This window comes from Helicobacter typhlonius (assembly GCF_001460635.1).
Classification (GTDB): domain Bacteria; phylum Campylobacterota; class Campylobacteria; order Campylobacterales; family Helicobacteraceae; genus Helicobacter_C; species Helicobacter_C typhlonius.
Window position 1 is genome coordinate 342321 of sequence record NZ_LN907858.1, and the last position, 24757, is coordinate 367077.

The 24757-nt window shown below is 38.2% G+C and carries 26 protein-coding genes and 2 pseudogenes; 10 read left to right on the forward strand and 18 right to left on the reverse strand.

Annotation, left to right across the window (positions count from 1 at the left end):
- Positions 1-105 precede the first annotated feature (105 nt).
- Together BN2458_RS01725 and BN2458_RS01730 are read left to right on the forward strand one after the other, a co-directional pair.
- Positions 106-1881 (forward strand): L-lactate permease, encoded by a 1776-nt coding sequence (locus tag BN2458_RS01725; RefSeq protein ID WP_058122025.1) that lies wholly within the window; start codon positions 106-108, stop codon positions 1879-1881.
- A 198-nt stretch (positions 1882-2079) separates the two neighbouring features.
- The gene (locus BN2458_RS01730; protein WP_138109615.1) at positions 2080-2298 is read left to right on the forward strand and encodes a hypothetical protein; all 219 of its coding nucleotides are present in this window, start codon (positions 2080-2082) and stop codon (positions 2296-2298) included.
- Between the two features lie 141 nt (positions 2299-2439).
- Here the strand turns inward: BN2458_RS01730 and BN2458_RS10260 are convergent, their stop codons facing one another.
- From BN2458_RS10260 to purB, 5 genes are all read right to left on the reverse strand, one after another.
- The gene (locus tag BN2458_RS10260) at positions 2440-2802 is read right to left on the reverse strand and encodes a R.Pab1 family restriction endonuclease (protein WP_231944814.1); all 363 of its coding nucleotides are present in this window, start codon (positions 2800-2802) and stop codon (positions 2440-2442) included.
- On the reverse strand, positions 2756-3190 hold the full coding sequence (locus BN2458_RS10265; protein WP_231944815.1) for a hypothetical protein: 435 nt from the start codon (positions 3188-3190) through the stop codon (positions 2756-2758). Before BN2458_RS10265 ends, BN2458_RS10260 begins: the two co-directional genes overlap by 47 nt.
- Positions 3171-3620 carry a hypothetical protein gene (locus tag BN2458_RS10270; RefSeq protein WP_231944816.1) on the reverse strand — a complete coding sequence of 150 codons (450 nt, stop codon included), beginning with the start codon at positions 3618-3620 and terminating at the stop codon, positions 3171-3173. Before BN2458_RS10270 ends, BN2458_RS10265 begins: the two co-directional genes overlap by 20 nt.
- Positions 3621-3964: 344 nt before the next feature.
- On the reverse strand, positions 3965-4153 hold the full coding sequence (locus tag BN2458_RS10275; RefSeq protein ID WP_231944817.1) for a hypothetical protein: 189 nt from the start codon (positions 4151-4153) through the stop codon (positions 3965-3967).
- 93 nt (positions 4154-4246) lie between these two features.
- On the reverse strand, positions 4247-5578 hold the full coding sequence (gene purB, locus BN2458_RS01745) for an adenylosuccinate lyase (RefSeq protein WP_034328358.1): 1332 nt from the start codon (positions 5576-5578) through the stop codon (positions 4247-4249).
- A 167-nt stretch (positions 5579-5745) separates the two neighbouring features.
- Here purB and BN2458_RS01750 point away from each other — a divergent pair, with 167 nt between their 5' ends.
- The gene (locus BN2458_RS01750; RefSeq protein WP_034328359.1) at positions 5746-6684 is read left to right on the forward strand and encodes a UDP-glucuronic acid decarboxylase family protein; all 939 of its coding nucleotides are present in this window, start codon (positions 5746-5748) and stop codon (positions 6682-6684) included.
- Entirely contained in the window at positions 6681-7694 is a 1014-nt protein-coding gene (locus BN2458_RS01755; RefSeq protein WP_011115490.1) for a glycosyl transferase family 90, read from the forward strand. The genes BN2458_RS01750 and BN2458_RS01755 overlap by 4 nt, the downstream gene beginning before the upstream one ends.
- Before the next feature lie 50 nt (positions 7695-7744).
- On the opposite strand, the pseudogene BN2458_RS01760 reads toward BN2458_RS01755, so the two are convergent.
- A pseudogene (locus tag BN2458_RS01760) lies at positions 7745-7978 on the reverse strand (L-lactate permease); the annotation flags it as partial.
- An 88-nt stretch (positions 7979-8066) separates the two neighbouring features.
- Here BN2458_RS01760 and BN2458_RS01765 point away from each other — a divergent pair.
- Positions 8067-8390: a TRL-like family protein gene (locus tag BN2458_RS01765; protein WP_034328461.1), complete on the forward strand. Its 324-nt coding sequence runs from the start codon at positions 8067-8069 to the stop codon at positions 8388-8390.
- A 45-nt stretch (positions 8391-8435) separates the two neighbouring features.
- Here the strand turns inward: BN2458_RS01765 and BN2458_RS01770 are convergent, their stop codons facing one another.
- The 11 genes and pseudogenes from BN2458_RS01770 to BN2458_RS01815 all read right to left on the reverse strand — a co-directional run bounded on the left by BN2458_RS01770 (position 8436) and on the right by BN2458_RS01815 (position 18151).
- The gene (locus tag BN2458_RS01770; RefSeq protein ID WP_064504550.1) at positions 8436-9233 is read right to left on the reverse strand and encodes a polysaccharide deacetylase family protein; all 798 of its coding nucleotides are present in this window, start codon (positions 9231-9233) and stop codon (positions 8436-8438) included.
- 15 nt (positions 9234-9248) lie between these two features.
- Positions 9249-11021, reverse strand: a complete 1773-nt coding sequence (locus BN2458_RS01775; RefSeq protein ID WP_034342931.1) for a Na/Pi cotransporter family protein — start codon at positions 11019-11021, stop codon at positions 9249-9251.
- Positions 11022-11263: 242 nt separating this feature from the next.
- The gene (locus BN2458_RS01780) at positions 11264-12925 is read right to left on the reverse strand and encodes a cation acetate symporter (RefSeq protein WP_034342933.1); all 1662 of its coding nucleotides are present in this window, start codon (positions 12923-12925) and stop codon (positions 11264-11266) included.
- Positions 12922-13302 (reverse strand): DUF485 domain-containing protein, encoded by a 381-nt coding sequence (locus BN2458_RS01785; protein WP_034328148.1) that lies wholly within the window; start codon positions 13300-13302, stop codon positions 12922-12924. The genes BN2458_RS01780 and BN2458_RS01785 overlap by 4 nt, the downstream gene beginning before the upstream one ends.
- A gap of 273 nt (positions 13303-13575) precedes the next feature.
- Positions 13576-13803: pseudogene (gene acpS, locus BN2458_RS10695) on the reverse strand (holo-ACP synthase); the annotation flags it as partial.
- A gap of 268 nt (positions 13804-14071) precedes the next feature.
- A complete protein-coding gene (gene fliL, locus BN2458_RS01795; RefSeq protein WP_034342937.1) occupies positions 14072-14644 on the reverse strand; it encodes a flagellar basal body-associated protein FliL in 573 nt (190 codons plus the stop codon).
- Positions 14645-14646: 2 nt separating this feature from the next.
- Entirely contained in the window at positions 14647-15270 is a 624-nt protein-coding gene (gene rsmD, locus BN2458_RS01800; RefSeq protein ID WP_081951438.1) for a 16S rRNA (guanine(966)-N(2))-methyltransferase RsmD, read from the reverse strand.
- 18 nt (positions 15271-15288) lie between these two features.
- Positions 15289-15684 (reverse strand): hypothetical protein, encoded by a 396-nt coding sequence (locus tag BN2458_RS09655; RefSeq protein ID WP_081951440.1) that lies wholly within the window; start codon positions 15682-15684, stop codon positions 15289-15291.
- A gap of 43 nt (positions 15685-15727) precedes the next feature.
- Positions 15728-17659, reverse strand: coding sequence for a primosomal protein N' (locus BN2458_RS01805; protein WP_034328155.1), 1932 nt, complete (start codon positions 17657-17659; stop codon positions 15728-15730).
- A 16-nt stretch (positions 17660-17675) separates the two neighbouring features.
- Positions 17676-17933 (reverse strand): hypothetical protein, encoded by a 258-nt coding sequence (locus BN2458_RS01810; protein ID WP_034328157.1) that lies wholly within the window; start codon positions 17931-17933, stop codon positions 17676-17678.
- Positions 17930-18151, reverse strand: a complete 222-nt coding sequence (locus BN2458_RS01815; RefSeq protein WP_034328160.1) for a hypothetical protein — start codon at positions 18149-18151, stop codon at positions 17930-17932. Before BN2458_RS01815 ends, BN2458_RS01810 begins: the two co-directional genes overlap by 4 nt.
- Positions 18152-18223: 72 nt before the next feature.
- On the opposite strand from BN2458_RS01815, the gene uvrB reads away from it, so the two are divergent.
- Entirely contained in the window at positions 18224-20200 is a 1977-nt protein-coding gene (gene uvrB / locus BN2458_RS01820) for an excinuclease ABC subunit UvrB (protein WP_034328162.1), read from the forward strand.
- Between the two features lie 65 nt (positions 20201-20265).
- Here uvrB and dnaJ read toward each other — a convergent pair whose 3' ends face one another.
- Positions 20266-21417: a molecular chaperone DnaJ gene (gene dnaJ, locus BN2458_RS01825; RefSeq protein WP_034328163.1), complete on the reverse strand. Its 1152-nt coding sequence runs from the start codon at positions 21415-21417 to the stop codon at positions 20266-20268.
- A 114-nt stretch (positions 21418-21531) separates the two neighbouring features.
- Between dnaJ and recR the strand changes: the two genes are divergently transcribed.
- The 4 genes from recR (at position 21532) to truD (ending at position 24756) form a co-directional block, all read left to right on the forward strand.
- The gene (gene recR / locus BN2458_RS01830) at positions 21532-22113 is read left to right on the forward strand and encodes a recombination mediator RecR (RefSeq protein WP_034328165.1); all 582 of its coding nucleotides are present in this window, start codon (positions 21532-21534) and stop codon (positions 22111-22113) included.
- A gap of 79 nt (positions 22114-22192) precedes the next feature.
- Positions 22193-22498: a c-type cytochrome gene (locus BN2458_RS01835; protein ID WP_034328167.1), complete on the forward strand. Its 306-nt coding sequence runs from the start codon at positions 22193-22195 to the stop codon at positions 22496-22498.
- Between the two features lie 54 nt (positions 22499-22552).
- Positions 22553-23587, forward strand: coding sequence for an alanine racemase (locus BN2458_RS01840; RefSeq protein WP_034325597.1), 1035 nt, complete (start codon positions 22553-22555; stop codon positions 23585-23587).
- Positions 23587-24756 carry a tRNA pseudouridine(13) synthase TruD gene (gene truD / locus BN2458_RS01845; RefSeq protein ID WP_081951442.1) on the forward strand — a complete coding sequence of 390 codons (1170 nt, stop codon included), beginning with the start codon at positions 23587-23589 and terminating at the stop codon, positions 24754-24756. Before BN2458_RS01840 ends, truD begins: the two co-directional genes overlap by 1 nt.
- The last annotated feature ends 1 nt before the right edge of the window (position 24757 follow it).

Genomic DNA, 24757 nt, shown 5'->3' on the forward strand with positions numbered 1-24757 from the left:
ATAAGGTTAAGTTTTTTTTGATATTTTAAAATCAATAGCAAAATGGCAGTTGCAGTTGTTATTTTGAAAAGATTCTAACCATAAAGATTAAAGGAGATTCTAAAAATGGGTGCTTGGGAACAGATTTATGATCCACTTAACAATATGTGGTTAAGTGCAGCAGTAGCTTTTATACCTATTGCGTGTTTTTTATTATGTTTGCTTGTTTTAAAGCTTAAGGGATATATAGCGGGCTTTATCACAGTGATTGTAGCGACTTTGGTGGCATTTTATGCTTACAAAATGCCTTTTTCACTCATAGGTGCTTCTTTTGTGCAAGGATTTGCACAAGGAATGTGGCCTATTGCTTGGATTATTATTGCAGCAATCTTTCTCTATAAGCTTTCGGTGAAATCTGGCTCTTTTGAAGTAATTAAACAAAGTGTAATGACTATCACGCCTGATCATAGAATCCAAGTGATTTTGATTGGATTTTGTTTTGGTTCATTTTTGGAGGGAGCCATTGGCTTTGGCGGACCTGTTGCGATTACAGCAGCACTCCTTGTGGGCTTGGGGCTTCGTCCATTATATGCAGCAGGACTTTGTTTGATTGCAAATACTGCTCCTGTGGCTTTTGGAGCAGTTGGGATTCCAATTATTGCAATGAGTAATCTTGTAGGTGTAGAGCAATATTCTGTTGCGGCAATGGTTGGGCGTATGCTTGTGCCTTTGAGTTTAACAATCCCTTTCTTTATTGTATTTTTAATGGACGGAATCAAAGGTGTGAGAGAAACTTTCCCGGCAATTTTGGTAGCAGCAGTGAGCTTTACAGCTACTCAATTTATTAGCTCAAACTATCTTGGCGCAGAGCTTCCTGATATAGTTTCTGCTGTGGTATCTTTAGTTTGTACCACAGCTTTTTTGAAGTTTTGGTCTCCCACAAATATATTTAGGCTTGATGATTTAAAAGATTTTTCAAACCACGAAAAACTTGAATTTGTTAAAGTCTTTAAAGCGTGGCTTCCGTTTATTTTGCTCATTATTTGTGTAATTATTTGGACTCAGCCTTGGTTTAAAGCAATATTTGAAGCAAAGAAAATTTTATTTGAGAATCCAGATTTATTGATAAATGGAGCTATTGCTTTACCTAAAGAGAGTTTCTTTTTTAGCATAAAGCCTATAATTGATGATGCGGGAGCAACGATAGGTTATTATCAAATTGGAGCCTTAAACTATACCCAAGTGAGTATGGCTTTCAATCCTCTTACAAGTGTCATAACTGACCCTAGCGGCAATCCTATAAAAATTGATTTGCCCATTAATCTTATTGCGCTTCAAGCAGGCACAGCGATTTTAGTAGCCGCTTTTTTAACCATCGCTTTTTTGAGAATAAAATCAAGTGTGGCTGAAGAAGCACTTGGAGATACCTTAAAAGAAATGGCGATTCCTTGTATCACAATTGGGCTTGTTGTTGCCTTTGCTTTTATCTCAAAAAATAGTGGTATGAGTGCAACTTTGGGTATTGCTTTTGCAAAAACAGGCGATTTATTTGCTTTCTTTAGTCCAGTTATTGGGTGGCTTGGCGTGTTTATCACAGGAAGCGATACAAGCTCAAATCTACTCTTTGGTCCGCTTCAACAAGTTACTGCACAAGAGCTTGGTATTAAAGAAACATTATTCCTTGCAGCAAATTCTGTAGGTGGTGTTGTAGGTAAAATGATTTCTCCACAAAGTATTGCGATTGCTTGTGCAGCGGTTGGGTTAGTTGGTAAAGAATCAGATTTATTTAAATTTACTTTAAAATATTCTCTTGCATTTATCATTCTTATTGGTATTTGGACAGCTATTATTGCTATGTTCTTATCGAGCATCATACCTGATGCGGTAGCACTTCCTAAATAATTCTTATTTAGGTTTATCCTTTTACCCTTTCGCAGGGGTAAAAGGGCTATTTCAAACAAAACTCAACAGATTCTTCGTATAAGATTCCATAGAATCCACCACGGATCTACAAAGCGCAAAAAGATTCAAATTTATATTTTGACTATGTCTCATTGATATTTTAACCTTATACAAAAGCACCCCAAGCTTTACAAGCGATTGCAAAGGGCGCAAAATACCAAATATATGAATGATGATTTAATGCACACTTTGCTTGATATTGCAGGTATTAGTTTGAATGGCTATGAGGAGGCGCGTAGTATCCTTAGTGAAGATAGCACCTTGCTTAAATCCCGTGCGCGTATGGTGGGAAATAGAGAGAGCGCAAAGGATTATGATAAGGAGTTAAGATTACAGGAAATTATCAGTAAAGAATAATTTATGTATTTTTCTTTTTGCCATATTTCATTTTATCTAGCATATTTTGATACTTAGGTCAAAGAGATTCTCAATGTTTAACTTTAAAGATGTTCCATTAAGGCACTTATCACAACAACAAAAATCTTTTGCGTGAGGTGTTTAAATAATCTTTAAAATCTCAAGCACATCATAATTATGATTCTTGCTTAACATTCCAAAAATCTTAAAGGTCTCTAGCAAAAAATCTTTATCTTTAGAATCTAAAACAAGCAAACTGCATTCTTTAGGCTCTGCTACCCTGCCTAAAAGTAGAGGTTGGCATTGTAATTCTGTGATGGGAAAGCAAACATAAAGCATTGGTTGCACCCCAACTGCTCTTTGTTTTTCTTTAATCACAATTTCTATAAGAACATCAAAATTATTAAACTTATGCACTAAAAGCGGGTAGGCTATTTGTGATTGATAAACTCTATACCTAAATATTTTTACCCACAGGGTGGCTTCGCAATATTTGCAATTCATTCCTAGAATCCAAAAATTCATATTCTTGAATGTTTTGCAAAAATCTTGTCAAACCCTCAATTTCATATTTTGTAATAATTCCCCACTGCACGAAATAATGCAAATACTCACTTAGTTCATAAAGTGCTTTTGTTTTTTTGCCATTTGCTCCTTGAAATTCTGTGTGTTGCAATGTGCTTAAAGCAAGTTTTTCTTTATCGCTTTTATCCACATCATAGCCAATTTGCCATTCTATATAGTGCTTTTGTGAAAAGGGTATTTGCCTTGTAGCAGTGGGTAATCCATACTCATAGAAGCTATTGCGAGTTTTTACTCTTGTTTTGCCACTTTGTGTAGTAAGTGGAATCTCTACAAATACTTTTTGATTTTCACATTTTTGAATTTTCATAATGCACCCCTAACAAGTCCTTAAAATATTGCAAAATCTCTGGGCTTAGAATCTTTTCTTCACTTGCCTTGACAAAGCAAGATTCTAAAGCCTTAAACTTTTTAAAATCAATCATCACATCACAATTCCCAAAATAATAAGGAATATGTGGTAAAAAAGCTTTAAATACATCAACATAGCAATAAAGACTATATTTTTCTTGTGTAACATAAATTGTGTTAGTGTTTTCTTTTTGCATAAAAGTTTTTGAACGGCTTAAAGCATTAATGTCTCGTAGGGTATAAAACATCGCTACTTTTTTAGATTCTATAACACGATTTTTATTTGGATATTTATCAATGTATTGTGATATGAAATTAAACTCATTAAGTTTAAAAGTTTTGCCCTCACAGGTTTTAAAACTAAAGTTACAAATAAACTCATAATCCATTCCCCTATCATCTCTTTAGTATAAGGCTATGATAATAGGAAAATGCCCCTTAGAATCCTTGCAAAACTCTTTTGAGCTAATAATCATAGAATCTAAAAGCCTATAAGCTTTTGTGAAATCCTTCAATGCCTTAAAATTGGTTTTTTTAATCAAATAAGAGAGCGGGTGCAATACGCAGATAAATCCGCCCTTAATCTCTCATAAGAGCGTAAAAAGCTTATGCCTATATCTCTAGCTTGAAAGGCAGAGTCTATGGGGATAGACTCTTTATTTTTAAGATTGCTTTGAACAATAGAAGTTCTATCATTATAAGGTGGATTGCCTACAATCACAAGTTTAGAAGATTATGCTATATAAAAACTCTCTCTTGAAACATTGCTTAATGCGTTTTTGTGATACAAAATAACGCTAGATTCTAGCTTGTTTCGTGTAATTTTTAGAGCCCTCTCATCAATATCAATTCCTATGGTTTTAGCAAACCCATTCACACACAAAAAAATTTCCGCTTCCACACGAACTATCAAGTAGCACATATTCTTTAAAATCCACATATTGCACCAAAAATTCATTAGTGTAAAAGCTGCCAAGATTAATTCTTTCTTTGGTGCTTAAATGCGTTGGTATTTTCACTCCTCAAACACTCGCTTAAAAATAGCATTTACATTTTTTGTATAGTAACCAAATTCAAAGCATTCTTTAATAGCCACTTCACCAATAAGCCCAACTAATTCAGTATCTGCCAATAAATACTGCAAATACAAGCTCTCTCCTTTTTCATTCACCGCGGCTTTGCCCTCTTGTAAATCCTGCCATACTTTCATCGCATTTCTTTGCACGATTTTGTAAGAATCTTCTCGGCTCACACCCTTTTTAGGCAGCTCTAATAAAATTCTTTGTGAAAACACAAGCCCACCGGTGAGATTAAGATTTTTCATCATATTTTTAGGATAGATAAGTAACTTTTCTATAAGTCCTGTAAGCCTAGCCAACATAAAATCTGTCGTGATAAAGCTATCTGGCAAAATAAATCGCTCCACGCTTGAATGGCTAATATCTCGCTCGTGCCAAAGGGCAACATTTTCCATTGCTGGAAGTGCAAAAGAGCGAATCATTCTGCAAAGCCCCGTGATATTTTCACTCAAAACTGGATTGCGCTTGTGAGGCATAGCAGAGCTACCTTTTTGCCCTTTGTCAAAATATTCCTCCGCTTCATACACTTCGGTGCGTTGCAAATGCCGAATCTCCACAGCAATTTTTTCACAACTACTCGCTAAGAGTGCTAAATCGCTCATAAGCCTAGCGTATCTATCTCTTTGAATAACTTGATTGCTAACAGGTGCGGCTTTCAATCCTAAATCTTTGCATACAATTTCTTCTAGCTCCATAGGTGTATGCGCGAGATTCCCCATTGCACCGCTAAGCTGCCCCACAGAGATGACTTCCAAAGTAGATTCTAAAGCCTTTAAATGTCTGCCTAGCTCATCATACCAAATCGCCAACACAAGCCCAAAGGTAATAGGCTCGCCGTGGATTCCGTGAGAGCGTCCCACCATAAGCGTGCCTTTGTGTTCCATTGCTTTATTTTTAATCACTTCACGCACCTGCTTTATATCCTCTAAAATAATCTTTAGAGAATCTCGCATTTGCAGTGCCACAGCGGTATCAATGCAATCACTTGAGGTTATCCCATAATGCACCCAGCGGCTCTCCTCGCCTAAAGATTCCGCCACACTTGTGGTAAAAGCTATTAAATCGTGCTTTGTAACTGCTTCTATCTCATCAATCCTTGCGATGTTAAATTTCGCATTTTTGCAAATCTTTTCACAATCGCTATCAGGGATAAGCCCTAGCTTGTTCCACCCACGCACGAGGGCTTTCTCCACCTCTAGCCACGCAGAATATTTAGCATTCATATCCCATAGTTTTTTCATTTCCTCCCGCGCATAGCGTTCTATCATAGAAACTCCTTATGTTTTAATAAAAGCAGATTTTAGCCAAATTTATTTAAAAGCTTTTTGCTTAAGACACAAATAATCTAAAATACCAAAATTTTCTTGTTTTTATAACACTATAAAGATTTTCAAATATAATTAGCAGATTCTAAATCCATAAAAAAGGATTAATAATGCTTAATAAAAAAGTTTTGGTAACCGGTGGAGCGGGATTTTTAGGCTCACATTTATGCGAAAAGCTACTAGAGAGGGGCGATGAAGTGCTTTGTGTGGATAATCTTTTCACAGGCACAAAACAAAATATTATACATTTACTCTCAAATCCCCGTTTTGAATTTATGCGCCACGATGTAACTTTTCCTCTCTATGTAGAAGTTGATGAAATTTATAATCTCGCTTGCCCTGCTTCTCCAGTGCATTATCAATTTGACCCAGTGCAAACAACTAAAACTTCTGTTATGGGAGCAATCAATATGCTAGGACTTGCAAAGAGAGTGAAAGCGAAGATTCTGCAAGCAAGCACGAGTGAAGTTTATGGCGATCCTGAAATCCACCCACAAGTAGAATCCTACAAAGGCTCAGTGAATCCTATTGGCATAAGGGCGTGTTATGATGAGGGGAAGCGATGTGCAGAAACACTTTTTTTTGATTATCAAAGGCAGCATAATTTAAATATTAAAGTAATGAGAATTTTTAATACCTATGGACCTAGAATGCACCCAAACGATGGGCGTGTAGTAAGTAATTTTATCATTCAAGCACTCAAAGGCGAAGATGTTACGATTTATGGCGAAGGCAAGCAAACTCGTAGTTTTTGCTATGTAGATGATTTGATTGAGGGTATGATAAGACTTATGGATAGTAGAGATGGATTCTATGGACCTGTAAATATAGGGAATCCACGTGAATTTAGTATGATTGAACTTGCAAATGCAGTGCTAGAGCTCACTCACTCTAAATCCAAACTTGTTTTTTCACCCTTACCTCAAGATGACCCAAAACAACGGCAACCCGATATTAGCCTTGCTCAAAATGAGCTAGGGTGGAATCCAAATGTTGAGCTTAAAGAAGGGCTAATAAAAACAATTGCGTATTTTAAGGAAATTATATGAAAAATAATTATTTTCTCTATAATCTTAAGGGAATCTCTCGTATGCTAACACCTGCAGTATTTTTGCCCAAAAATCGTGAGAAAATTTTAAAAGATGTGCTCACACGCCCTGATATTGAATATATTAAATCACGTGTAGATTATTATTGCCAATTAAATAATCCTATCACCCTTGATGATGAAGCGAAAAATCTTAGCTTTGTGCGATTTACACGCAAGAAAACCGTGTATTTTTTTGATACCTATGAATACACAAGATATTTTCCTCAAGATTTTAAAGCGCATTTTGCATTTGGCGATATTAACTTTATTTGCCCTAAACCCTCTATTACAAAATCACGTCCAATAAAGGATTATTATGAATCGCATTCTCAACAATTAACATTGGGGGGGGGGCATAACGCTCTTAAGTCTCCACCTTTTAATTATTCTACTTTGCTTAATTTAGAAAAGGTGCGACATTTTACATTTATCAATGATCCATATACCTTTGAAGATAAACAAGATAAACTTTTTTATCGTGGCGGGATTTATCAACCCCATCGCACACAATTTTTTGAAAAGTATTTTAATCATCGGCTCTGTGATTTAGGACATACCGGAAGTAAAAGAGTGCATCACTTATGGCAAAAGCCAAAAATTGGCATAGCCAAACATTTACCTTATAAATTTTTGCTCTCTTTAGAGGGGAATGATGTTGCAAGCAATCTCAAATGGGTAATGAGCTCTAATTCTCTTGCAATTATGTCAAAGCCAAAATTTGAAACTTGGTTTATGGAAGGCACACTTAAATCAAATGTGCATTATGCACAAATCCGCGATGACTATGAAGACTTGGAGGAAAGGTTAGAATATTTCATCAAACACCCAAATGAAGCTAAAGAAATTATCCATAACGCCCAAGAGTATATTAAACAATTTTTTGATACAAAACGTGAAGCTATCATTTCTCTTTTAGTGCTTGAAAAATATTTCTACTACACAGGACAAATCGATAAACTTAGAATATAAAACTAAAGCAGATTCTAAACAATGCTAATGCTCCCCTAGAGGAGCATTAGCTATTTAACCAGGGCTACCGCTTCGGGAATAATATAAGGAATAAACATAGCAATAATAGCTGTCCAAATACCAATAAGAATGATAAATGCAAGAGAATATTTTAAAGTAAATTTAAATAAATCTGATTCTTTACCAACTAACCCAACCGCTGCACAAGCAATCGCAATACTTTGTGGAGAAATCATTTTACCTACAACACCACCTACAGAATTTGCTGCAAGGAATAATGTTTCTTGACTTTTGTTTTTTTTTTTTTTGTATAATCAAATTCCAGCATTAAGGATTTAATCCAATGTGTCATTATTTCTTTAAGGAGTTTATATGAAAAAGCTAGTTTTAGCTCTAGGTTTTGGTGGTGCAGTAGCACTTTTTAGTGGTTGTGCAATAGGTAGCACCGCAGGACTTGTTTCAGGTGTGTTGTATTCTGATATGACAGGTCCTGTGGCAGCAACTTCAACAGGTGGAGATTCTAAACAAGGACAAGCAAAATGCTCAAACATTCTTGGTTTAGTTAGTGTTGGTAATTGTTCTGTTGATGCAGCAGCAAAAGCTGGTAATATCTCACAAATTAAAAGTGTAGATACTAAAATATGGAGTATTCTTGGACTTTATACAACTTCAACAACAATCGTAAAAGGCAACTAAGTCTTGCCTTTAGCCTTTTCCCTTATCTAAGGGAGGGGTTTACTTTTACTCTTCAAGCTTTCCAAAATAAAAACCTTTCTCCAAAAGCATAGGCACCACTTCTTTAATTCCTGCAAATGTATCGCTTTGAGGTTTATTGAAATGATAAATAAGAATTGAACCATTACGCGCTTTTTGTGCTTGTTTGATAATCTTTTGCTTAGAAAAAGTTGCTCCACCATCGCCCAATACATCAAATCCACCAATTTTATAACCCAAATCTTTGAGTATGGATACTGCTATTTCATCATAATATGCTGTGCCAGAGCGAAAATAATGTGGCTTTTTACCTGTGAGTTTAAAAATAAGCTCATCATTATCCATAATCTCTTTATATACTCCGCTCACAGAATCTGTGCCTTTGATATGATAAATTGATTTGCCATTTACGCTAAGAGGAAGGTGCTTTGTGCCGTGATTTTGGATAGAAAAAAGCGGATTTTGAGCGAGTTTTATAAAATCATCTGTGTGTTTATGAATCCAACGTGCATTAATAAATAAGGTGGCTTGAATATTATGAGCTATTAAATAATCAATCAATGCCTTATCATACGCCCCACCACAAGCATCAAATGTGAGATATGCAACAGGTTTGCTCTCATTAGGCAAAATCGTAGTAACACCCTCGAGATTTTCACCCCATTGCGTTGGTGCAATATTTTTATACTTATGCTCTATTTCCTCTAAGGTATAAATATGAGCTATTGGATGAATCTTTTTCACATAAATTCTATAACTAAATACTGCAATAAGACAAACAATACCTATAAGAAAAAAGCTTATAAAAAAAATATTTTTTTTCATCAATAATACTAGTGCCTATTGATTTTGCACATCTGTTACCACTTCCTCTTCTCCATCTAAGCGCGTCTTTTGCATTCGTATAATTGCATTCACAAGTTCTTTAGCAATGCTATTACTAAAGCCCACAGCATTGAGCAAAGAAGTGCTATTTTGTATGCTTAAATTCTTTTTATTTAGAAGAGATTCTATATATGCAACAAAATCTTTATCCATTTTCTTAAATACTTTTTTCTGCCCCTTGAGCTTGATGATTGCTTCTTGTGGATGAATATTTTCAAAAAGGAGGACTTCATTTATATTTCGTAAAAGCATTGCAAGATGGACTCTTAGCGTATTGTATTCACTTGAGAGAACTAAATCCTTAGAGAGACTATTTTTCTTTAAATTTGGCTGTAAAAGCTCTACATTTTTAATTGCCTCGACAATATTACGTGATGCTGAAGTAAGAAGGGCAAATTTGCGTACATATATTTTATCTTGTGTATATGCTTGTGCCTGTGTAGAAAAATCAAGTATGGCATTAAAAAGCACTTTGATTTTTTTGATATAGAAAATTTCCACATCAATATCTTCTTTTGCCCATATTTTCGCTTTAAGAACTTCGTTCATATCTTTATCGCTTTTAATATCTGCACGGGAAAAACCAAGCGTGTGCGCAATAAGCTCAAAGGCATTTTCATACAAGTGTTCAACTTCGTGATACATAGCAAGATATGCTGTATCCTGATACTGTACAATCGCGTTATTGACATATAGGGGTTTATCAATTTGTGTATCTTTATCTTGCAAGACTTTTTCTAATAAAGTAGAAATTTTTGGGATAAAAGGAAGCAAAAGCACCACTGCCACGAGATTAAAAAGTGTGTGAAACACTGCGATTCTTAGCACACTATCCTCTGCTAAACCTATAATTGATGAAATAGCAGTATTGAGCCATACAAAGTAATCAAAAGTAGCAATAACAAGAATAGCAATAGAAAAATTAAAAATACAATTCGCTGCCGCCAAACGTTTTCCGTCTATATTTGTGCTAAAAGAGACAATAACCGCAGTCATAACGCCACCTATGCTTGTGCCAAGTGTCGCTGCTAAGGCATTTTCATAGGTCATACTTCCTGTGGCAAGAGCAGAGATGATAATTGTCAAAGTTGCGTGGGAGCTTTGCACAATAGCCGTCATCAATGCCCCAAGTCCGGCAAAAAGAAGCGCACCGCGTAACCCATCCATTGAATACTGCGAAAAATCAATAATTTCCTTGTATTCCTCGAAGCCGTCTTTGATATAACCCACGCCTAAAAAGAAAAATCCAAGCCCGATAAAAATCTGCCCCACGCCTTTAGCGGTTTTGGTGCTTTGGAAATTAAAAAGCACACCGCCCACGATGAGAGGTAAGGCAAGGGCGGAAATTTTTATACCGCTCGCCCCAGCAATGAGCCACGAACCAGCACTATTCCCGAGATTTGCACCAAACATCACACCGATACCTTGCGATAGGCTAAGCAGAGAAGCCGATACAAAGGATATAGAAAGCACAGAAACCAAAGAGGAGCTTTGCATAATCGCCGTAGCCACAGCACCAAAACTTACACTTTTGATTGCGGTGTTTGTCGAAGTGGTGAGGATATTTTCTAAGAATCCCCCATTGAAAGTGCGAAATCCATTCCCAAGACTTAGCATACCAAAAAGTAAAATTGCAAGTCCAGCACTCACGCTTGTAAGTGCTGGACTTGTGGAGACAAAATATATAATAGCTAAAATACATATAGGTATAAGATACTTTTGAAACATACATTCTCCCAGTGCCGAAACTCATTTATAAACTTGCCATTGTAGCTTTTTCGCATTGATTAAGCACTTAAAAAGGCAAAAATTTTGTGCTTATTTGCATAAGTGATACATTTATGTTGTTTTTTTGTATCTTATCCCTTGATAGTTTGTGTCTATAATAAACACATAAAAAGTGCATAACCCCAAAATTTTAGAATCTAGGGCTATGCGGGTTTAGAATCTTGGCTAAGATTCTAAAAATCTTAATGTGCTACTGCCTCACTCGCGCCTATACCGCTCTCTGCACGAAAATCTTGTGCGCTAAATCCTGCCTTGTCTATCCGCGCTCTCTTTGAGCCATCAAGCTTAGAAATCACATATATAGCGATGAATGTAAGTGGCATAGTGAAAATTGCTGGGTGGTCATAGGGAAAAATTGCCGCGTCAAAACCAAAGCTTTTTACCCAAATGCTAGGACTTAAAATCACTAACGTAAGCACCACAATAAGCCCAATTAGTCCTCCCCAAAATGCACCTTTTGTGGTGAGATTTTTCCAATAAATACACAGGAGCAAGATAGGAAAATTCACACTCGCGGCAATGGCAAAGGCAAGTCCTACCGTGAAAGCCACATTTTGATTTTCAAAAATAATCCCCAAAGCGATAGCAAACACACCAATACCAAGAGTAGCGATTTTTGTTACTTTCATCTCAAGTTCTGCATCGCATTTACCATCTTTGCAGACATTCACAAATAGATCGTGGCTTATTGCACCAGCCCCAGCAATAGCCAAGCCTGATACAACAGCTAAAATCGTAGCAAAAGCAACCGCAGAGATAAAGCCTAAGAATAAATCACCACCAATAACAGAGGCAAGATTCACAGCAACCATATTTGTAATGCCATTATATGTGCCATCTGCATTTGTAAATTGTTCATTACCAAGCAAAAGCACAATCGCCCCAAAACCAATGATGAAGGTAAGGATATAAAAATACCCAATCAATCCTGTGGCGTAAAATACTGACTTACGCGCTTCTTTTGCATCTTTAACCGTGAAAAATCTCATCAAAATATGGGGCAAACCAGCCGTGCCAAACATAAGTGCAAGTCCAAGAGAGACCGCAGAAATGGGGTCGGTTAAGAATCCGCCCGGCGACATAATCGCTTCACCTTTTGGGTGATGCGAAATGGCTTGAGAGAAATAATAGCTCAAATCAAATTTTGTCAAATACAAAATCATAATCGCCATAAAAGTTGCCCCAGCCAAAAGTAATATTGCCTTAATGATTTGCACCCAAGTAGTGGCGTGCATACCACCAAAAAGCACATAGCAAATCATTAAAATGCCTACTATCACTACTGCCAAAGTATAAGGCAACCCAAAAAGCACTTGAATAAGTTGTCCTGCACCCACCATTTGTGCGATTAGATAAAAAACAATCACGCTTAATGCAGAAATTGCAGAAATTACACGAATAGGTTTTGCATCAAGGCGATAAGCGGTAATATCGGCAAAGGTAAATTTACCAAGATTCCTAAATTTTTCCGCAATAAGAAACAAAATAATAGGCCACCCAGCCAAAAACCCAATGGAGTAAATAAGTCCATCAAAGCCATTTGTAAAAACAAGCGCAGTGATGCCTAAAAAACTCGCCGCACTCATAAAATCTCCAGCGATGGCTATACCATTTTGCATACCGCTAATATTTCCACCTGCTGTATAGAATCCACTTGCTGACTGACTTTTTTTGTTTGAAAGATAAGTAATAAACAAAGTTGCTAACACAAAGGCTAAAAACATACCAATAGCCGTAGGATTAAGGTCTGATACTGCCCCACCAAAGTCGATAGATGCACCATAGAGTGGGCTTAAAAGCGTAAATAGCGCACATACAAAGCCTAGCTTAAATATATTTTTCATTGTGCTACCTCCTGTGCGTTTGAGCAATCCTTGTAACAAATCTCCCCTTTTTCGAGTGATTCTACAATCTTGTTTTCCTCTAAAGAGCGCAGAATTCCCTCTTGTTCTTTATCGAAATAAGTATTTGCCAAAAATGTGTAAAGCCCGGTGGCGATAATACATAGGGCGATAAGGAAGATTCCCAAAATAATACCAAGTGTAATAGAACTAGGTCCCAAGCGATAGCCAAGCACTTCTGGGAATAGCCCCACGCCAAGCACAAAGGCATAATACGCAATAAAAATCACTAGCGACATAATAACTGCAATTTTATTTCTAAATGAAACAAAATACCTAAAAGAAAAAAGAGCTTTTTCTTGTTCTTTAGATAGTTTCATACATTTCTCCTTTTTGTTTAAAATACTGCTATTTGCAAAAGCAATATACTGCTTAAAGTAGCAATAAATATTTTGACAATCAAGTATATGTAACAAAATTACAATATTAAGTTTTTCATATGTGGTATAAAAGTAACAAAAATGTGTAGATTATAGAGTTTTTCAGTTTATATCGTGCGCGGTTGGTATGAAAATCTTAAGTGAGAATTTTATACCTAATACAATAAAGCACGATATTGCGAGATTCTAAAACCTTGCAAATATTATAGAATCTTATACACATATCACTGCTGCTATGGCAAAGCCGCCATCGTGGCTAATACTAAGTGAGAGTTGTTTTACACCAAAATATGCCATCTTCTCATCACTCAAACACACAAGCGGAGCTTTTTTTGTGGTTTTGCGTATTTTTATATCTAAAAATCCAAGCTCTCGCCCAATCCCAACACCCAATGCCTTAGAGCAAGCCTCTTTTGCCGCCCAAAATCCAGCCACGCGTGTAATGTTTAGTGCTTGAAGTATTTTAATATGATGCAAAGATTTAGAATCTCCGCCTAGAGCGGTATTTTGAAAGTTATCAAAAGTCGTTTTAGAATCCACACGGGCAGAAGCGCGATGATTAGCTATAAAATCATTGTGAGAATTTATAGACTCAATAAGGCAAAGCACGATTTCCTCATCACTTAGAAATCGCCTCAAACCCTTTATGCCAAATTTTTCTACAAAACCGCGCATACGGGCAATGCTTATAATATCAATGCCTATCAATCTAGCTCACTACAAATTCCACGAAATACACATCGCCTACTTTGCCATCAATCAAAAATTCATTAATGCGCTTTACAATCTCATCTTTCAAGCGGTTTTTACCCTTTGTAGAAGCTACATCTTCAACAGACTTTGAGGATAGAATCTCAATAATCGTATCTTTGAGTAAAGGCAATTTCCTATCAAGCTCGATTTTTGTGGCATTTGCTTTTAGCTCGTCTTTATCAAGTTCAAACTGCATACTTGTCTTAAGGTATCTCTTGCCTGTTTGTGTCATTAAGTTGGCTGTGAAAGGGATAGGACCTTCCGCTGGATAGATGAGTCCGGGCACTAATCTATCTGTATTGCGCACATTTACCGTGCTTCCCACGATGATTTGTGCTGGTGCCATTTGTGTTTGCACTTGCGGGGTTTCTTGCTTTTGTTCTTCCTCATCGTGTCCACCCATCATTAGCATAGCTACCACAATGCCCACCAAAAGCAAGAGCACTACGACAATGCCGATGATAACAAACAAAATTGCCTTACTTTTTTTCTCTCCGCCACTTGGGGCTGCTTTTTCTTCTTCTGCCATTTTCAATCCTTTATTATGAAATAAGTTAATGTGCTTTTGCCAAACTGACGCGTTTTATACTTCTCATACTCGCCAAAAAAATGTGGCATATTATAGCCACTCCAATGTTCAAAAACAATTAAATCAACGCGACTTTGCTGTGAATGTGAGAAATTGCATATTTTGGTAATAAGTCGCTCATAAATATCTGCCATTCCTTCTCGTATGCAAAATGGCGGGTCAAGATATAAAATTATCCGTGCATTTCTCACATTTTTATCATCATTTTGAGCTATTTTTTCGATATGTGATTGTATGTCTTGGGTGAAAAAATCAGCATTAAAACTCTTGCATTGAAAATGCGGTGCTCTATCGCGCATTAGGGTAAGATTGCGCGATAAAATCTCATAGGCTTCTTTGTTAATCTCATAAAAAATAGCTGCCCTTGCCCCGCGTGAGAGGGCTTCAATCCCCATTGAGCCACAGCCCCCAAAGGCTTCGATAAACACACTATCCACAATTTCGCTTCCCAAAGTATCAAAAAACGAGCCGCGCACGATAGATTTTGTCGGGCGTGTGCTTTCATCGGGATTAAAAATAAGCTTGAGATGTTTTAAGTTGCCCGCTTGAATATGAAACTGCGCCATTTACGAAACTTTTAGAATCTAGCGTGTTTTAAGTAAGGCGATAATGTTATCCGCTAACGCCTTTGCAGATTCATCGCACAGGGTGCGAATGCGAGATTCTAAATCTGTGATATTTGCACTCTGTGAGAGCGCATTATTCATAGTGTGTAAGGAGGAAGATTCTGTGTTTTTATGGCTGTATGTGAGCTTCTCATAAAAAGCTGCTAAATCTTCGTTCAAGCTTTGAGTGTTAAAAGGCTTTCTAATGTGTGAATACGCCTCATCAAGCACAAGGCACAATGGCTTTGTATCGCGTCTATTCTCATCATCAGTGATGATAAAATCACACTCTGCTTCACTCGTAACAGAATCTTTCAAAAAATACTCCAAGCTACTTTGCACCAATGGCGACAGGCAGGATATGGCAATTTTCATTTTTACTCCTTTAGATTCAGTTTTATTATAGCGCACAAAGTCCCTATAATATGCTTAGAGGGTCGATGTCAATCTCAAATGTAGCGCGTAAGCTTTGCTCTGCCACCAAAGTATGCAGTAGCTCCAAAAGTGCGCGGGTAGAGTGTGAGCGAAGCAAAAGCACGAAGCGATGTTTATTATAAAGGCGCTTCAGCAAAGCCCTGCTTTCTCCTACAATTTCTACTTCTTTATGTAGATTCTGAATCTGTGTTAGAAATGTCCGCACTTGTGAGAGATGTAAAAGTGCTTTTTGCTCGTTTTTGTGTGCAAAATTTAGCGTGGCAAACCTTTGGTATGGCGGATAGATATGCGGTCGTGTCTTTAGCTCATAAAGTAGAAAATCCTCATAATCATTTAAAAATGGTTGCAAAAATGTGCCATTAGCACTTTGTATATACACCTGCCCGTCATATTTACGCCCACTGCGTCCGGCGATTTGGTGCAGTAGGCTTATTGTGCGCTCATTGCAACGATAATCGCTACTCTTTAACACATAGTCGATTCCTAGCACTATGGCGAGATTCACACGATGATAGTCGTGCCCTTTGCTTAACATTTGTGTGCCAACCAAAATATCAATCTCCCCTGCGTTAAATGATTTTAAGGTTTTTTTAAGCTTATTTTGCGTGGTAATATTGTCCCTATCAAAAAGCGCGATTCTTGCTTCTGGCAGTGTTTGGCTTAGGATTTTTGCGACTTGAGCTGTGCCTATGCGGAATGAGCGCAAAGTATCCTTTTGACATTGCGGACAATGTGTAGGAATAGGTTTAGAAAAGTGGCAATAATGGCATATCAGCGCATTTTTATCAAGGTGCAAGGACATATTTACCGAGCAAAAATCGCATTCGCACCCGCTCCCACACGCGCTACACACGAGCATTTTATAATCCGCACGCGTGGGAAGAAAAATAATTGCTTGCTGCTTGTTTTGGAGGCTTTGCTTAAGCGCGGCAAGTAGGGATTCATTAATAAAATATAGGGATTCGTTGAAAATATGCTGCGAATCTAACGCACCTTGCATAGAATCTTGCTCGGGTAAAGGCAAAATTTCGATATGTTTTTTTGAACTAAAATACCGCCCCTTAAGACGATAGAGATTATTATGCTTTGTCGCATAATAATAACTTATCACGCTTGGTGTTGCCGAGCCTAAAATAGTCTTAATCTCGCTTTTGTTCCCCAAATAAAGTGCTAAATCCCTCGCATTGTAGCGCGGAGAGCTTTGAGATTTATAGGCATCATCGTGCTCCTCATCGACAATCACAAGCCCAAGGTTGTGAATTGGCAAAAAAATCGCGCTCCTCGCTCCTGCTATCACGCGGATATTTCCCTCCCTTAAGCCCTCTAGAATCTGCTTTTTTGCTTTTGGAGTGATTTTAGAATGCCATATGCCCACGCAATCGCCAAATACTGCCTTAAGACGAGATTCAATTTGTGGCGTGAGGGCAATTTCGGGCATAAGGAAAAGTGCATTTTGTGCCAAAGAGAGTGTATGTGCGATGAGGTGGATATAAATCTCTGTTTTGCCACTGCCGGTATCGCCAAAAAGTAGGGGATTTTTATGGGTAAGGCAAAAGCTAAGAGCATCGCTTTGCGCTTTACTTAAAGCATTTGGAATTTCTACGCGCAAAGATTCTAAGTTTATCTCACTCACCTCCTGTGGCAAAAAAAGCCCATAGGATTCACCTAGCCCCACACAATAATATTGCGCGATAAATGAGGCTAAAATATGTTGATATGGGAGGAAAGATTCAGTTATTTTAGAGGTGATTTTGCATTTAAATGTGGGTTTTTGCGTGGGATTTAGCACTACGCCTTTATAGGATTTGTTGTTTATAGTGATAGCACAAATATCACCTGTGGCGCATTCATATTCACACGCGTAAGTGAGGGCTGGACTTTTTAAACCAAGTGGAGCGATGAGATAAAAATACAATGCAAATTCTCATCTCTCAAATTTGCTGAATCTGCACATCAGGGTGCGTGGCGGGAGTATCTATACTCTCAAGGTTTTTGTAGAGATTTTCTAGTGATTGATAGGTGAGGGCGTATTCTTGTGCTTTTGTGATATAGAGTTTAAGCAAAGTAAGCGGTTCGACTTCGTTTGCAAAAACCGCTTTAAGCTCTTCCCTGACATCATTATGCAAGGGTTTTAAAGAGACAGAATAATGTTTGCCATTAAGTGCAATCTCTAGATTCTCATCACTCATTTCAAGCCTTCATCAATTTTAGCAAAGAGATTTTCAAAACCCTTATCTTTGGAGGCAATTTCTTCATAAAGGCTTGAAATTTGACTATCTTTTGCTTCATTTTGCGCCTTGAGCGTGGAGATTTCAAGCTGCAAGGATTCTATTTCTTCCTTTTGGTATGCTATCTTTGTAAGCATTTCTTCGATTTTTTGGGAAAGCCGCTCCATTACATTATTCATCTGCAATCCTTTGGTAAAAATAAAGTATAATCTTAACACAAATAACACAAATAGCAAAGGAGTGGGCTTAAAATGTCAAATTTTATTCTTGATTCTCAATATGCCCCAGCAGGAGACCAGCCTCAAGCCATCGAGCACATTACACAATTTATTCGTAATGGTGCAAAATACAGCACACTTGTTGGTGTTACAGGGAGTGGAAAAACCTACACGATGGCAAATATCATTGCCAAGCTCAATATCCCAACGCTCATTATGACACACAATAAAACCCTAGCCGCACAGCTTTATAGCGAGTTTAAAGGCTTTTTTCCCAAAAACCATATAGAATATTTCATCTCGCACTTTGATTATTACCAGCCTGAAGCATATATCCCGCGCCGAGATTTGTTTATCGAAAAGGATTCAAGCATTAATGAAGACTTGGAGCGATTAAGATTATCCGCCACTACCTCGCTTTTGGCTTATGATGATGTAATCGTAATTGCAAGTGTGTCGGCAAACTATGGTTTAGGGAATCCTAAAGAATATCTAACAATGATAGAAAAGCTCGAGGTGGGCGCGACATATACGCAAAAAGACTTACTTTTAAAGCTTGTTGATATGGGCTATACGCGCAATGACACAATTTTTGAGCGGGGGCATTTCCGCGTAAATGGCGAAGTGATTGATATTTTTCCTGCATATAATGAAAATGAATTTATCCGTATTGAATTTTTTGGTGATGAGATTGAACGCATTGGGGTATTTGACGCATTAGAGCGCACTGCTCTTACACAATTAGAATCTTTTGTCCTCTATGCGGCAAATCAATTTATCGTAAGCGCACAAAGACTCCAAGAAGCCCTTCATAATATAGAATCCGAATTGCAAATGCGCTTAGGTGAATTTGAAAGCGCAGACAAACAAATTGAATATCAACGCTTAAAGGGGCGCACAGAGTTTGATTTAGAAATGATAAAAGAATCTGGCATTTGTAAGGGCATTGAAAACTATGCGCGGCACTTGACAGGTAAAAAAGCAGGTGAGACACCTTACTCACTTTTAGATTACTTTGAGCAAAAGAAAAAGCCTTATTTAATTATTGTCGATGAATCTCACGTGAGTTTGCCGCAATTTGGTGGTATGTATGCAGGAGATAGGAGTCGTAAAGAAGTGCTTGTAGAGTATGGTTTTAGGCTACCTAGCGCACTTGATAATCGCCCATTGCGCTTTGATGAATTTATCAATAAAGCCCCACATTTTCTTTTTGTCTCTGCGACTCCTGCTCAAAAAGAATTAGAGCTAAGTCAAAAACATATCGCAGAACAGATTATCCGCCCCACAGGATTGCTTGACCCACTCTATGAAGTGCGAGATTCTGATAAAGCCGTGCTTGATTTATATGATGAGATTAAAGCAAGAATTGCTAAAAATCAACGCGTGCTTATTACTACGCTTACAAAAAAAATGGCGGAGGAGCTTACCAAATATTATGCCGAGCTTGGCATAAAGGTGCGCTATATGCACAGCGACATTGATGCTATTGAGCGCAATCATCTTATTCGCTCTTTGCGATTAGGAGAATTTGATGTGCTTATAGGCATCAATCTCTTGCGTGAGGGGCTTGACTTACCCGAAGTGAGCCTTATTGCCATTATGGACGCAGATAAAGAGGGATTTTTACGCTCTGAAACAAGCCTTATACAAACAATGGGGAGGGCGGCGCGTAATGTCGAGGGAAAAGTAATTTTATATGCAAAAAAAATCACAGGTTCAATGCAAAGAGCATTTGATATTACAGATTATCGCCGTAAAAAGCAAGAAGAATTTAATCAACTGCATAATATTACGCCCACATCGGTGCAAAGAAATGTAGAGCAAGAGCTTAAAATAGAATCAAGCGGACTAAGCAAACTCTATGAAAAAAATGCCAAGAAGATTCCAAAAAGTGAGCGCAATGCGATTATAAAAGAGTTAAGCCTCAAAATGCACCAAGCCGCTAAAGCTTTAGAATTTGAAGAAGCCGCTAGAATCCGCGATGAAATCGCTAGAATTCGCAATATGTAGATTCTCTAGTTTGGTTTTGTAGAATCCTAGTTAATCCCTCTATGCAGAGAATCCTGCTTAAAATCTTATTCGCCCTTATGCTCCTTGTGATGATGTATCCATTGTTTAATCTTGCTAAAGCAAGTTTCAAAGAGATTTTTATATGGCTCACTCTCTACGCCAAAACTCTTTTCAAGTTGCTCTATGAGGGCTTTTTGCTCATTGTTGAGCTTTGGTGGATAAGTGATTTTTATCTGCGCGACAAACTTCCCACGATAGCTACTATTGACATCTTTTATCCCCTCATTATCAAAGACAAATTGTTCTTTATCGCGCGTATTTGGGGGAATTTTCAGCTCCAATTCTCCTCGCAAAGATGGAATCTTGAGCGTTGTGCCAAGCACGATAGAGGTAAAAAACACAGGCACTTCAATATACACATTTGTGCCATCACGCACATAGTTTTCATCCTCTCCCACACTTATAGCAATGTATAAATCTCCTCTTTTACCGCTTTTGTCAGCATTTCCACGCCCACCAATGCGGATTCTGTTTCCATCATCAATGCCCTCTGGAATGCTTACCTCAAAGCTCTCCTCACGCATTTCAAAGCCCTTGCCCTTGCATTTGGGGCATTTTTCACTAATTTTTGTTCCCTCGCCCTTGCAGGTAGGGCAGGTTTGCGCGAAAGTCATAAAGCCCTGTCGTATATAGACTTGTCCCTTGCCGCCACAATCCGCACATTGTTGCACCTTGCCACCTTTTGCACCATTTCCACCACAATCACTACAAGCGATTTTGTAGTGATTGTGGATCTCCTTTTTGCAGCCAAACACTGCTTCTTTGAAATGTAGCTCGAGGCTTATAATATCATCGAGATTGTATTTACCCTTGCTTCGTTTTTGTCCGCCGCCAAAGCCAAAATTTGCGCCAAAAGCAGATTCAAAAATGCTCCCCAAATCGCCAAAAATATCGCTAAAGTCTCTCCCGCTAAAGCCACTAAAGCCCGAGTTTTGTAAGCCCTCCTTGCCATAATTATCATAGATTTGTCGCTTTGAATCATCACTTAGTACCTCATAGGCTTCATTTATTCTTTTGAATTGCTCCTCCGCGTCCTTGTCATCTGGGTTTCTATCGGGGTGATATTTCAGTGCCATTTTGCGATAAGCTTTTTTAATCGTCTCTTTATCGCTCGTGCGCGTGATTTCTAGAATTTCATAATAGTCAAATGTATCCAAAATCTGCTCCTAATTTTTGCTCTAAATTGAATGTGGGATTGTATCTAAAATTTATAAGGTAAAGTTAAATTTTTGCGATATGATTTTACCCCAAAAGGATATAAGGTTTATATTATGAATCAATACAGAAGTAGTCTTAAGGCATTTTATGAACTCATTTATGCAATGGAAAAACTACCGAGCATTGGCAAAAAGAGTGCGCAAAAAATGGCGTATGCTTTGTGTATGGAAAATAAGCCCTTAGGTTTAAACATTGCCCACGCCATTGAAAATGCCACACTTATGGTGCGCAAATGTCAAAAATGCTTTTGTTTAAGTGAGAGTGAGATTTGCGAGATTTGCACCGAATCTTCGCGCGAAAATGGTGAGTTGTGTATCGTAGCAAGTCCGCAAGATGTGCTCACAATCGAGGATATGGGGGAGTTTGGTGGGCGTTATTTTGTTTTGGGCGGAGAGCTAGAGGAGATTGATTTTGCTTTACTTAATAGCAGAATCGTAACCGAATCTATCAAGGAAGTGATTTTTGCGCTTTCCCCTAGCCTTGCAAATGAGGCGGTTATGCTTTATGTTGAGGATAAGATTCAAAATGCAGTGCATTTTAGTAAAATTGCGCAGGGTGTGCCAACGGGCATTGGGCTAGATTCTATCGACCAGCTTTCGCTTTCACGCGCCTTAAGCGCTCGGGTAAAGGTTTAGTAGTCTTTAAAGAAGTTTTTAAGCTTTAATTTGTAGAATCTGCTTGTTGTTTTTATCTTAACAATGTAAAGGATTAGATATGAAAAAGTTGCTTATTCTTACTCTTTTGGGTTTTGCTAGTTTTGCGTTTGCTGATGCTCCAGCTCAGTTTAAGAAATGTATCGCTTGCCACGGACCTGATGCGAAAAAAGTTGCTCCCGGAAGTAAAGGCGATGTAACAATTGCTGGTATGGCAAAGGAAAATTTGCTTAAAAAGCTTAAGGGCTATAAAGCAAAAACAGAAAACAATGGTGGTTCAGCTGCTATTATGTATGGACAAATGGCAAATGTGAGTGATAGTGATATTGAGGTATTAGCAGATTATATCTCTAAATTACCTAAATAAATCAAGCTGTGGCGGGGTCTCCCGCCATACTTTCTTAAGATACTAAAATCTGCAATGGCTGAAATTACTCTTTCTTCCAATTCTTACAAACATAACTTTCATCTCATATCTTCACACATTGGTTCAAATGTAGAACTTGCGGCAGTTTTGAAAGACAATGCCTATGGGCACGGCTTAGAGCAGATAAGCACCCTTGCGCGTGAATGTGGGATAAAATCTGTGTTTGTTAAAAATTATAATGAAGCCCTGCGCGTGAGTGCATATTTTCCTCATATCACCGCATTGTATGGAATGCCAGAGGGTGATTTCCCCCCGCATATCGCCTTTGTGATAAATGCTAGAGAGCATATTGAGAGTTTGCCCAAAGGCACAAGGGTAGAGCTCAAGGTTAATGCTGGAATGAATCGCAATGGCATAGAGGCAGATGAGCTTGAAAGTTATATCGTGCAGATTTTAGAGCGAGGATTGAATCTTGTAGGGGTGTTTTCTCACAATGGCTATGGCGATGATATTGATGATGAGTTTTTACACACACAGGAGCGATTTTTAGAGATTAAGGAGCGCACAAAAGCACTCGCACAAAAATATGGCTTTGTTGTGCCCAGATTCCATTCTCTTAGCTCCTCTGGTGCTGTGCGTGTAGCGAGTGAGGGTAAAATCACCGATGATTTAGTGCGTATTGGCATCGCCCTCTATGGATATTTAGACACTGCGTTTGAGAATCCACTGAATGCGAAGCTTCAAAAAGTCGCTAGACTCTATGCCGACAGGGTTTCCACACGCATACTGAGTGCAGGTGCGCGTATAGGGTATAGTGGCTGCACAACCTTAGAAAAAGAGAGTGTGATTAGCACCTATGATATTGGCTATGGTGATGGTTTTTTCCGTGTGAGTGAGCAGCACAAAGTCCATACAGCTAAGGGCTATCAAATCTTGCCCCGCTTGTCAATGGATTGTTTTTCTTGTTTATGCGATGAGCCACGCATTTGCGTCTTTGATGATGTGAGCGAGTTAGCCAAAGCCTTTGGCACAATTAGTTATGAGATTCTTACACATTTATCCCCTAGCATTAAGCGCACGATTATTTGATGTCGCGTCTCTATCCCTTTAGCCACAGCCCGATTGAGTGCCATTTCAACCCTTCACCGCGCGATTTTGTGGTAAAAGAAATCCCCCTGTATGAGCCAAGTGGGAGCGGGGAACATTGTCTCGTGTATGTGCGAAAAAAGGGTTTGAGCACATTTGAGCTTTTGAACTTACTTTCGCAAGTGTTAGGGTGTAAGGTGCGCGATATTGGCTACGCAGGGCTTAAAGATAAATCCGCAATGACTTACCAATATATAAGTATTCATCGCTCTTTGCGTCCAAAATTAGAATCTGCCGCAGTGTTTTTGGAGCAAAAGCAAGTGAAGATTCTAAACATTGCCTATCATCACAATAAGCTTAAAGTCGGGCATTTGAAGGGTAATCACTTCTTTATGAGACTGAAAAAATGTCTCTCGCTTAGTGCGACAAAAATAGAATCTGTCCTTGCCTCCCTTTCCCAAAGTGGTTTTCCAAACTATTTTGGAGACCAGCGATTTGGTAAAGATGGCAATAATTTTCAAAGCGGTAGGGCATTAGCGCACAAAAAGGAGCATATTAAGAATAAAAAAATGAGTAATTTTCTCATCTCAAGCTATCAAAGCCATCTGTTTAATGAATGGTTGAATGCGCGTATTAATCTCTCTCAAATCTTGCATCACTTTAGCGTGAGTGAGGCACAAAAAGCATTGCAAGATTCTAAAATCCCCGCATTTAGGGCATTAGCACAAGAATGTAGCGCACAGGTGCTAGGAGATTTACAGAATCAAAAGCAACATTTTATACTTCTTAATGGTGATATTATGTGCCATTATCCCTTTGGTAAAGCTTTTATATGCGAGGAGCCAAGCAGTGAATCTACGCGCTTTATACAAAGAGATATTGCTCCCACAGGCGCACTCTGTGGCACTAAACTTACCTACGCGCAAGGTCTTTCCGCTCTATGTGAAAATCTCTATATCGACACGCAGATAAAGGCGAGCGGCTCGAGGCGGTATGCGTGGGTGTGGGCGGAGGATATACAGAGTGAATATATCGCGCAAAAGGCACATTTTGAGCTATGTTTTAGTCTGCCAAAGGGGAGTTATGCGACTATTTTTTTAGAATCTCTTCTTAATCGCCCACTCGTGCAGGAGTTGGCACAAGATTCACAAGATGAAATGAGTAATGTTTAAG

Excerpts from the sequence above, each read along its gene's own strand:
- BN2458_RS01840 (WP_034325597.1), top strand. The coding sequence starts at position 22,553 with ATGGCTGAAATTACTCTTTCTTCCAATTCTTACAAACATAACTTTCAT.
- purB (WP_034328358.1), bottom strand. The coding sequence starts at position 5,578 with ATGATAGAACGCTATGCGCGGGAGGAAATGAAAAAACTATGGGATATG.
- BN2458_RS01755 (WP_011115490.1), top strand. The coding sequence starts at position 6,681 with ATGAAAAATAATTATTTTCTCTATAATCTTAAGGGAATCTCTCGTATG.
- rsmD (WP_081951438.1), bottom strand. The coding sequence starts at position 15,270 with ATGGCGCAGTTTCATATTCAAGCGGGCAACTTAAAACATCTCAAGCTT.
- BN2458_RS10275 (WP_231944817.1), bottom strand. The coding sequence starts at position 4,153 with ATGTGCTACTTGATAGTTCGTGTGGAAGCGGAAATTTTTTTGTGTGTG.
- BN2458_RS01770 (WP_064504550.1), bottom strand. The coding sequence starts at position 9,233 with ATGAAAAAAAATATTTTTTTTATAAGCTTTTTTCTTATAGGTATTGTT.
- BN2458_RS01765 (WP_034328461.1), top strand. The coding sequence starts at position 8,067 with ATGAAAAAGCTAGTTTTAGCTCTAGGTTTTGGTGGTGCAGTAGCACTT.
- BN2458_RS01815 (WP_034328160.1), bottom strand. The coding sequence starts at position 18,151 with ATGAATAATGTAATGGAGCGGCTTTCCCAAAAAATCGAAGAAATGCTT.
- recR (WP_034328165.1), top strand. The coding sequence starts at position 21,532 with ATGAATCAATACAGAAGTAGTCTTAAGGCATTTTATGAACTCATTTAT.
- BN2458_RS01775 (WP_034342931.1), bottom strand. The coding sequence starts at position 11,021 with ATGTTTCAAAAGTATCTTATACCTATATGTATTTTAGCTATTATATAT.
- truD (WP_081951442.1), top strand. The coding sequence starts at position 23,587 with ATGTCGCGTCTCTATCCCTTTAGCCACAGCCCGATTGAGTGCCATTTC.
- BN2458_RS10260 (WP_231944814.1), bottom strand. The coding sequence starts at position 2,802 with ATGAATTGCAAATATTGCGAAGCCACCCTGTGGGTAAAAATATTTAGG.
- BN2458_RS10265 (WP_231944815.1), bottom strand. The coding sequence starts at position 3,190 with ATGAAAATTCAAAAATGTGAAAATCAAAAAGTATTTGTAGAGATTCCA.
- BN2458_RS01780 (WP_034342933.1), bottom strand. The coding sequence starts at position 12,925 with ATGAAAAATATATTTAAGCTAGGCTTTGTATGTGCGCTATTTACGCTT.
- BN2458_RS01725 (WP_058122025.1), top strand. The coding sequence starts at position 106 with ATGGGTGCTTGGGAACAGATTTATGATCCACTTAACAATATGTGGTTA.
- BN2458_RS09655 (WP_081951440.1), bottom strand. The coding sequence starts at position 15,684 with ATGAAAATTGCCATATCCTGCCTGTCGCCATTGGTGCAAAGTAGCTTG.
- BN2458_RS01750 (WP_034328359.1), top strand. The coding sequence starts at position 5,746 with ATGCTTAATAAAAAAGTTTTGGTAACCGGTGGAGCGGGATTTTTAGGC.
- BN2458_RS10270 (WP_231944816.1), bottom strand. The coding sequence starts at position 3,620 with ATGGATTATGAGTTTATTTGTAACTTTAGTTTTAAAACCTGTGAGGGC.
- BN2458_RS01810 (WP_034328157.1), bottom strand. The coding sequence starts at position 17,933 with ATGAGTGATGAGAATCTAGAGATTGCACTTAATGGCAAACATTATTCT.
- BN2458_RS01785 (WP_034328148.1), bottom strand. The coding sequence starts at position 13,302 with ATGAAACTATCTAAAGAACAAGAAAAAGCTCTTTTTTCTTTTAGGTAT.
- uvrB (WP_034328162.1), top strand. The coding sequence starts at position 18,224 with ATGTCAAATTTTATTCTTGATTCTCAATATGCCCCAGCAGGAGACCAG.
- fliL (WP_034342937.1), bottom strand. The coding sequence starts at position 14,644 with ATGGCAGAAGAAGAAAAAGCAGCCCCAAGTGGCGGAGAGAAAAAAAGT.
- BN2458_RS01835 (WP_034328167.1), top strand. The coding sequence starts at position 22,193 with ATGAAAAAGTTGCTTATTCTTACTCTTTTGGGTTTTGCTAGTTTTGCG.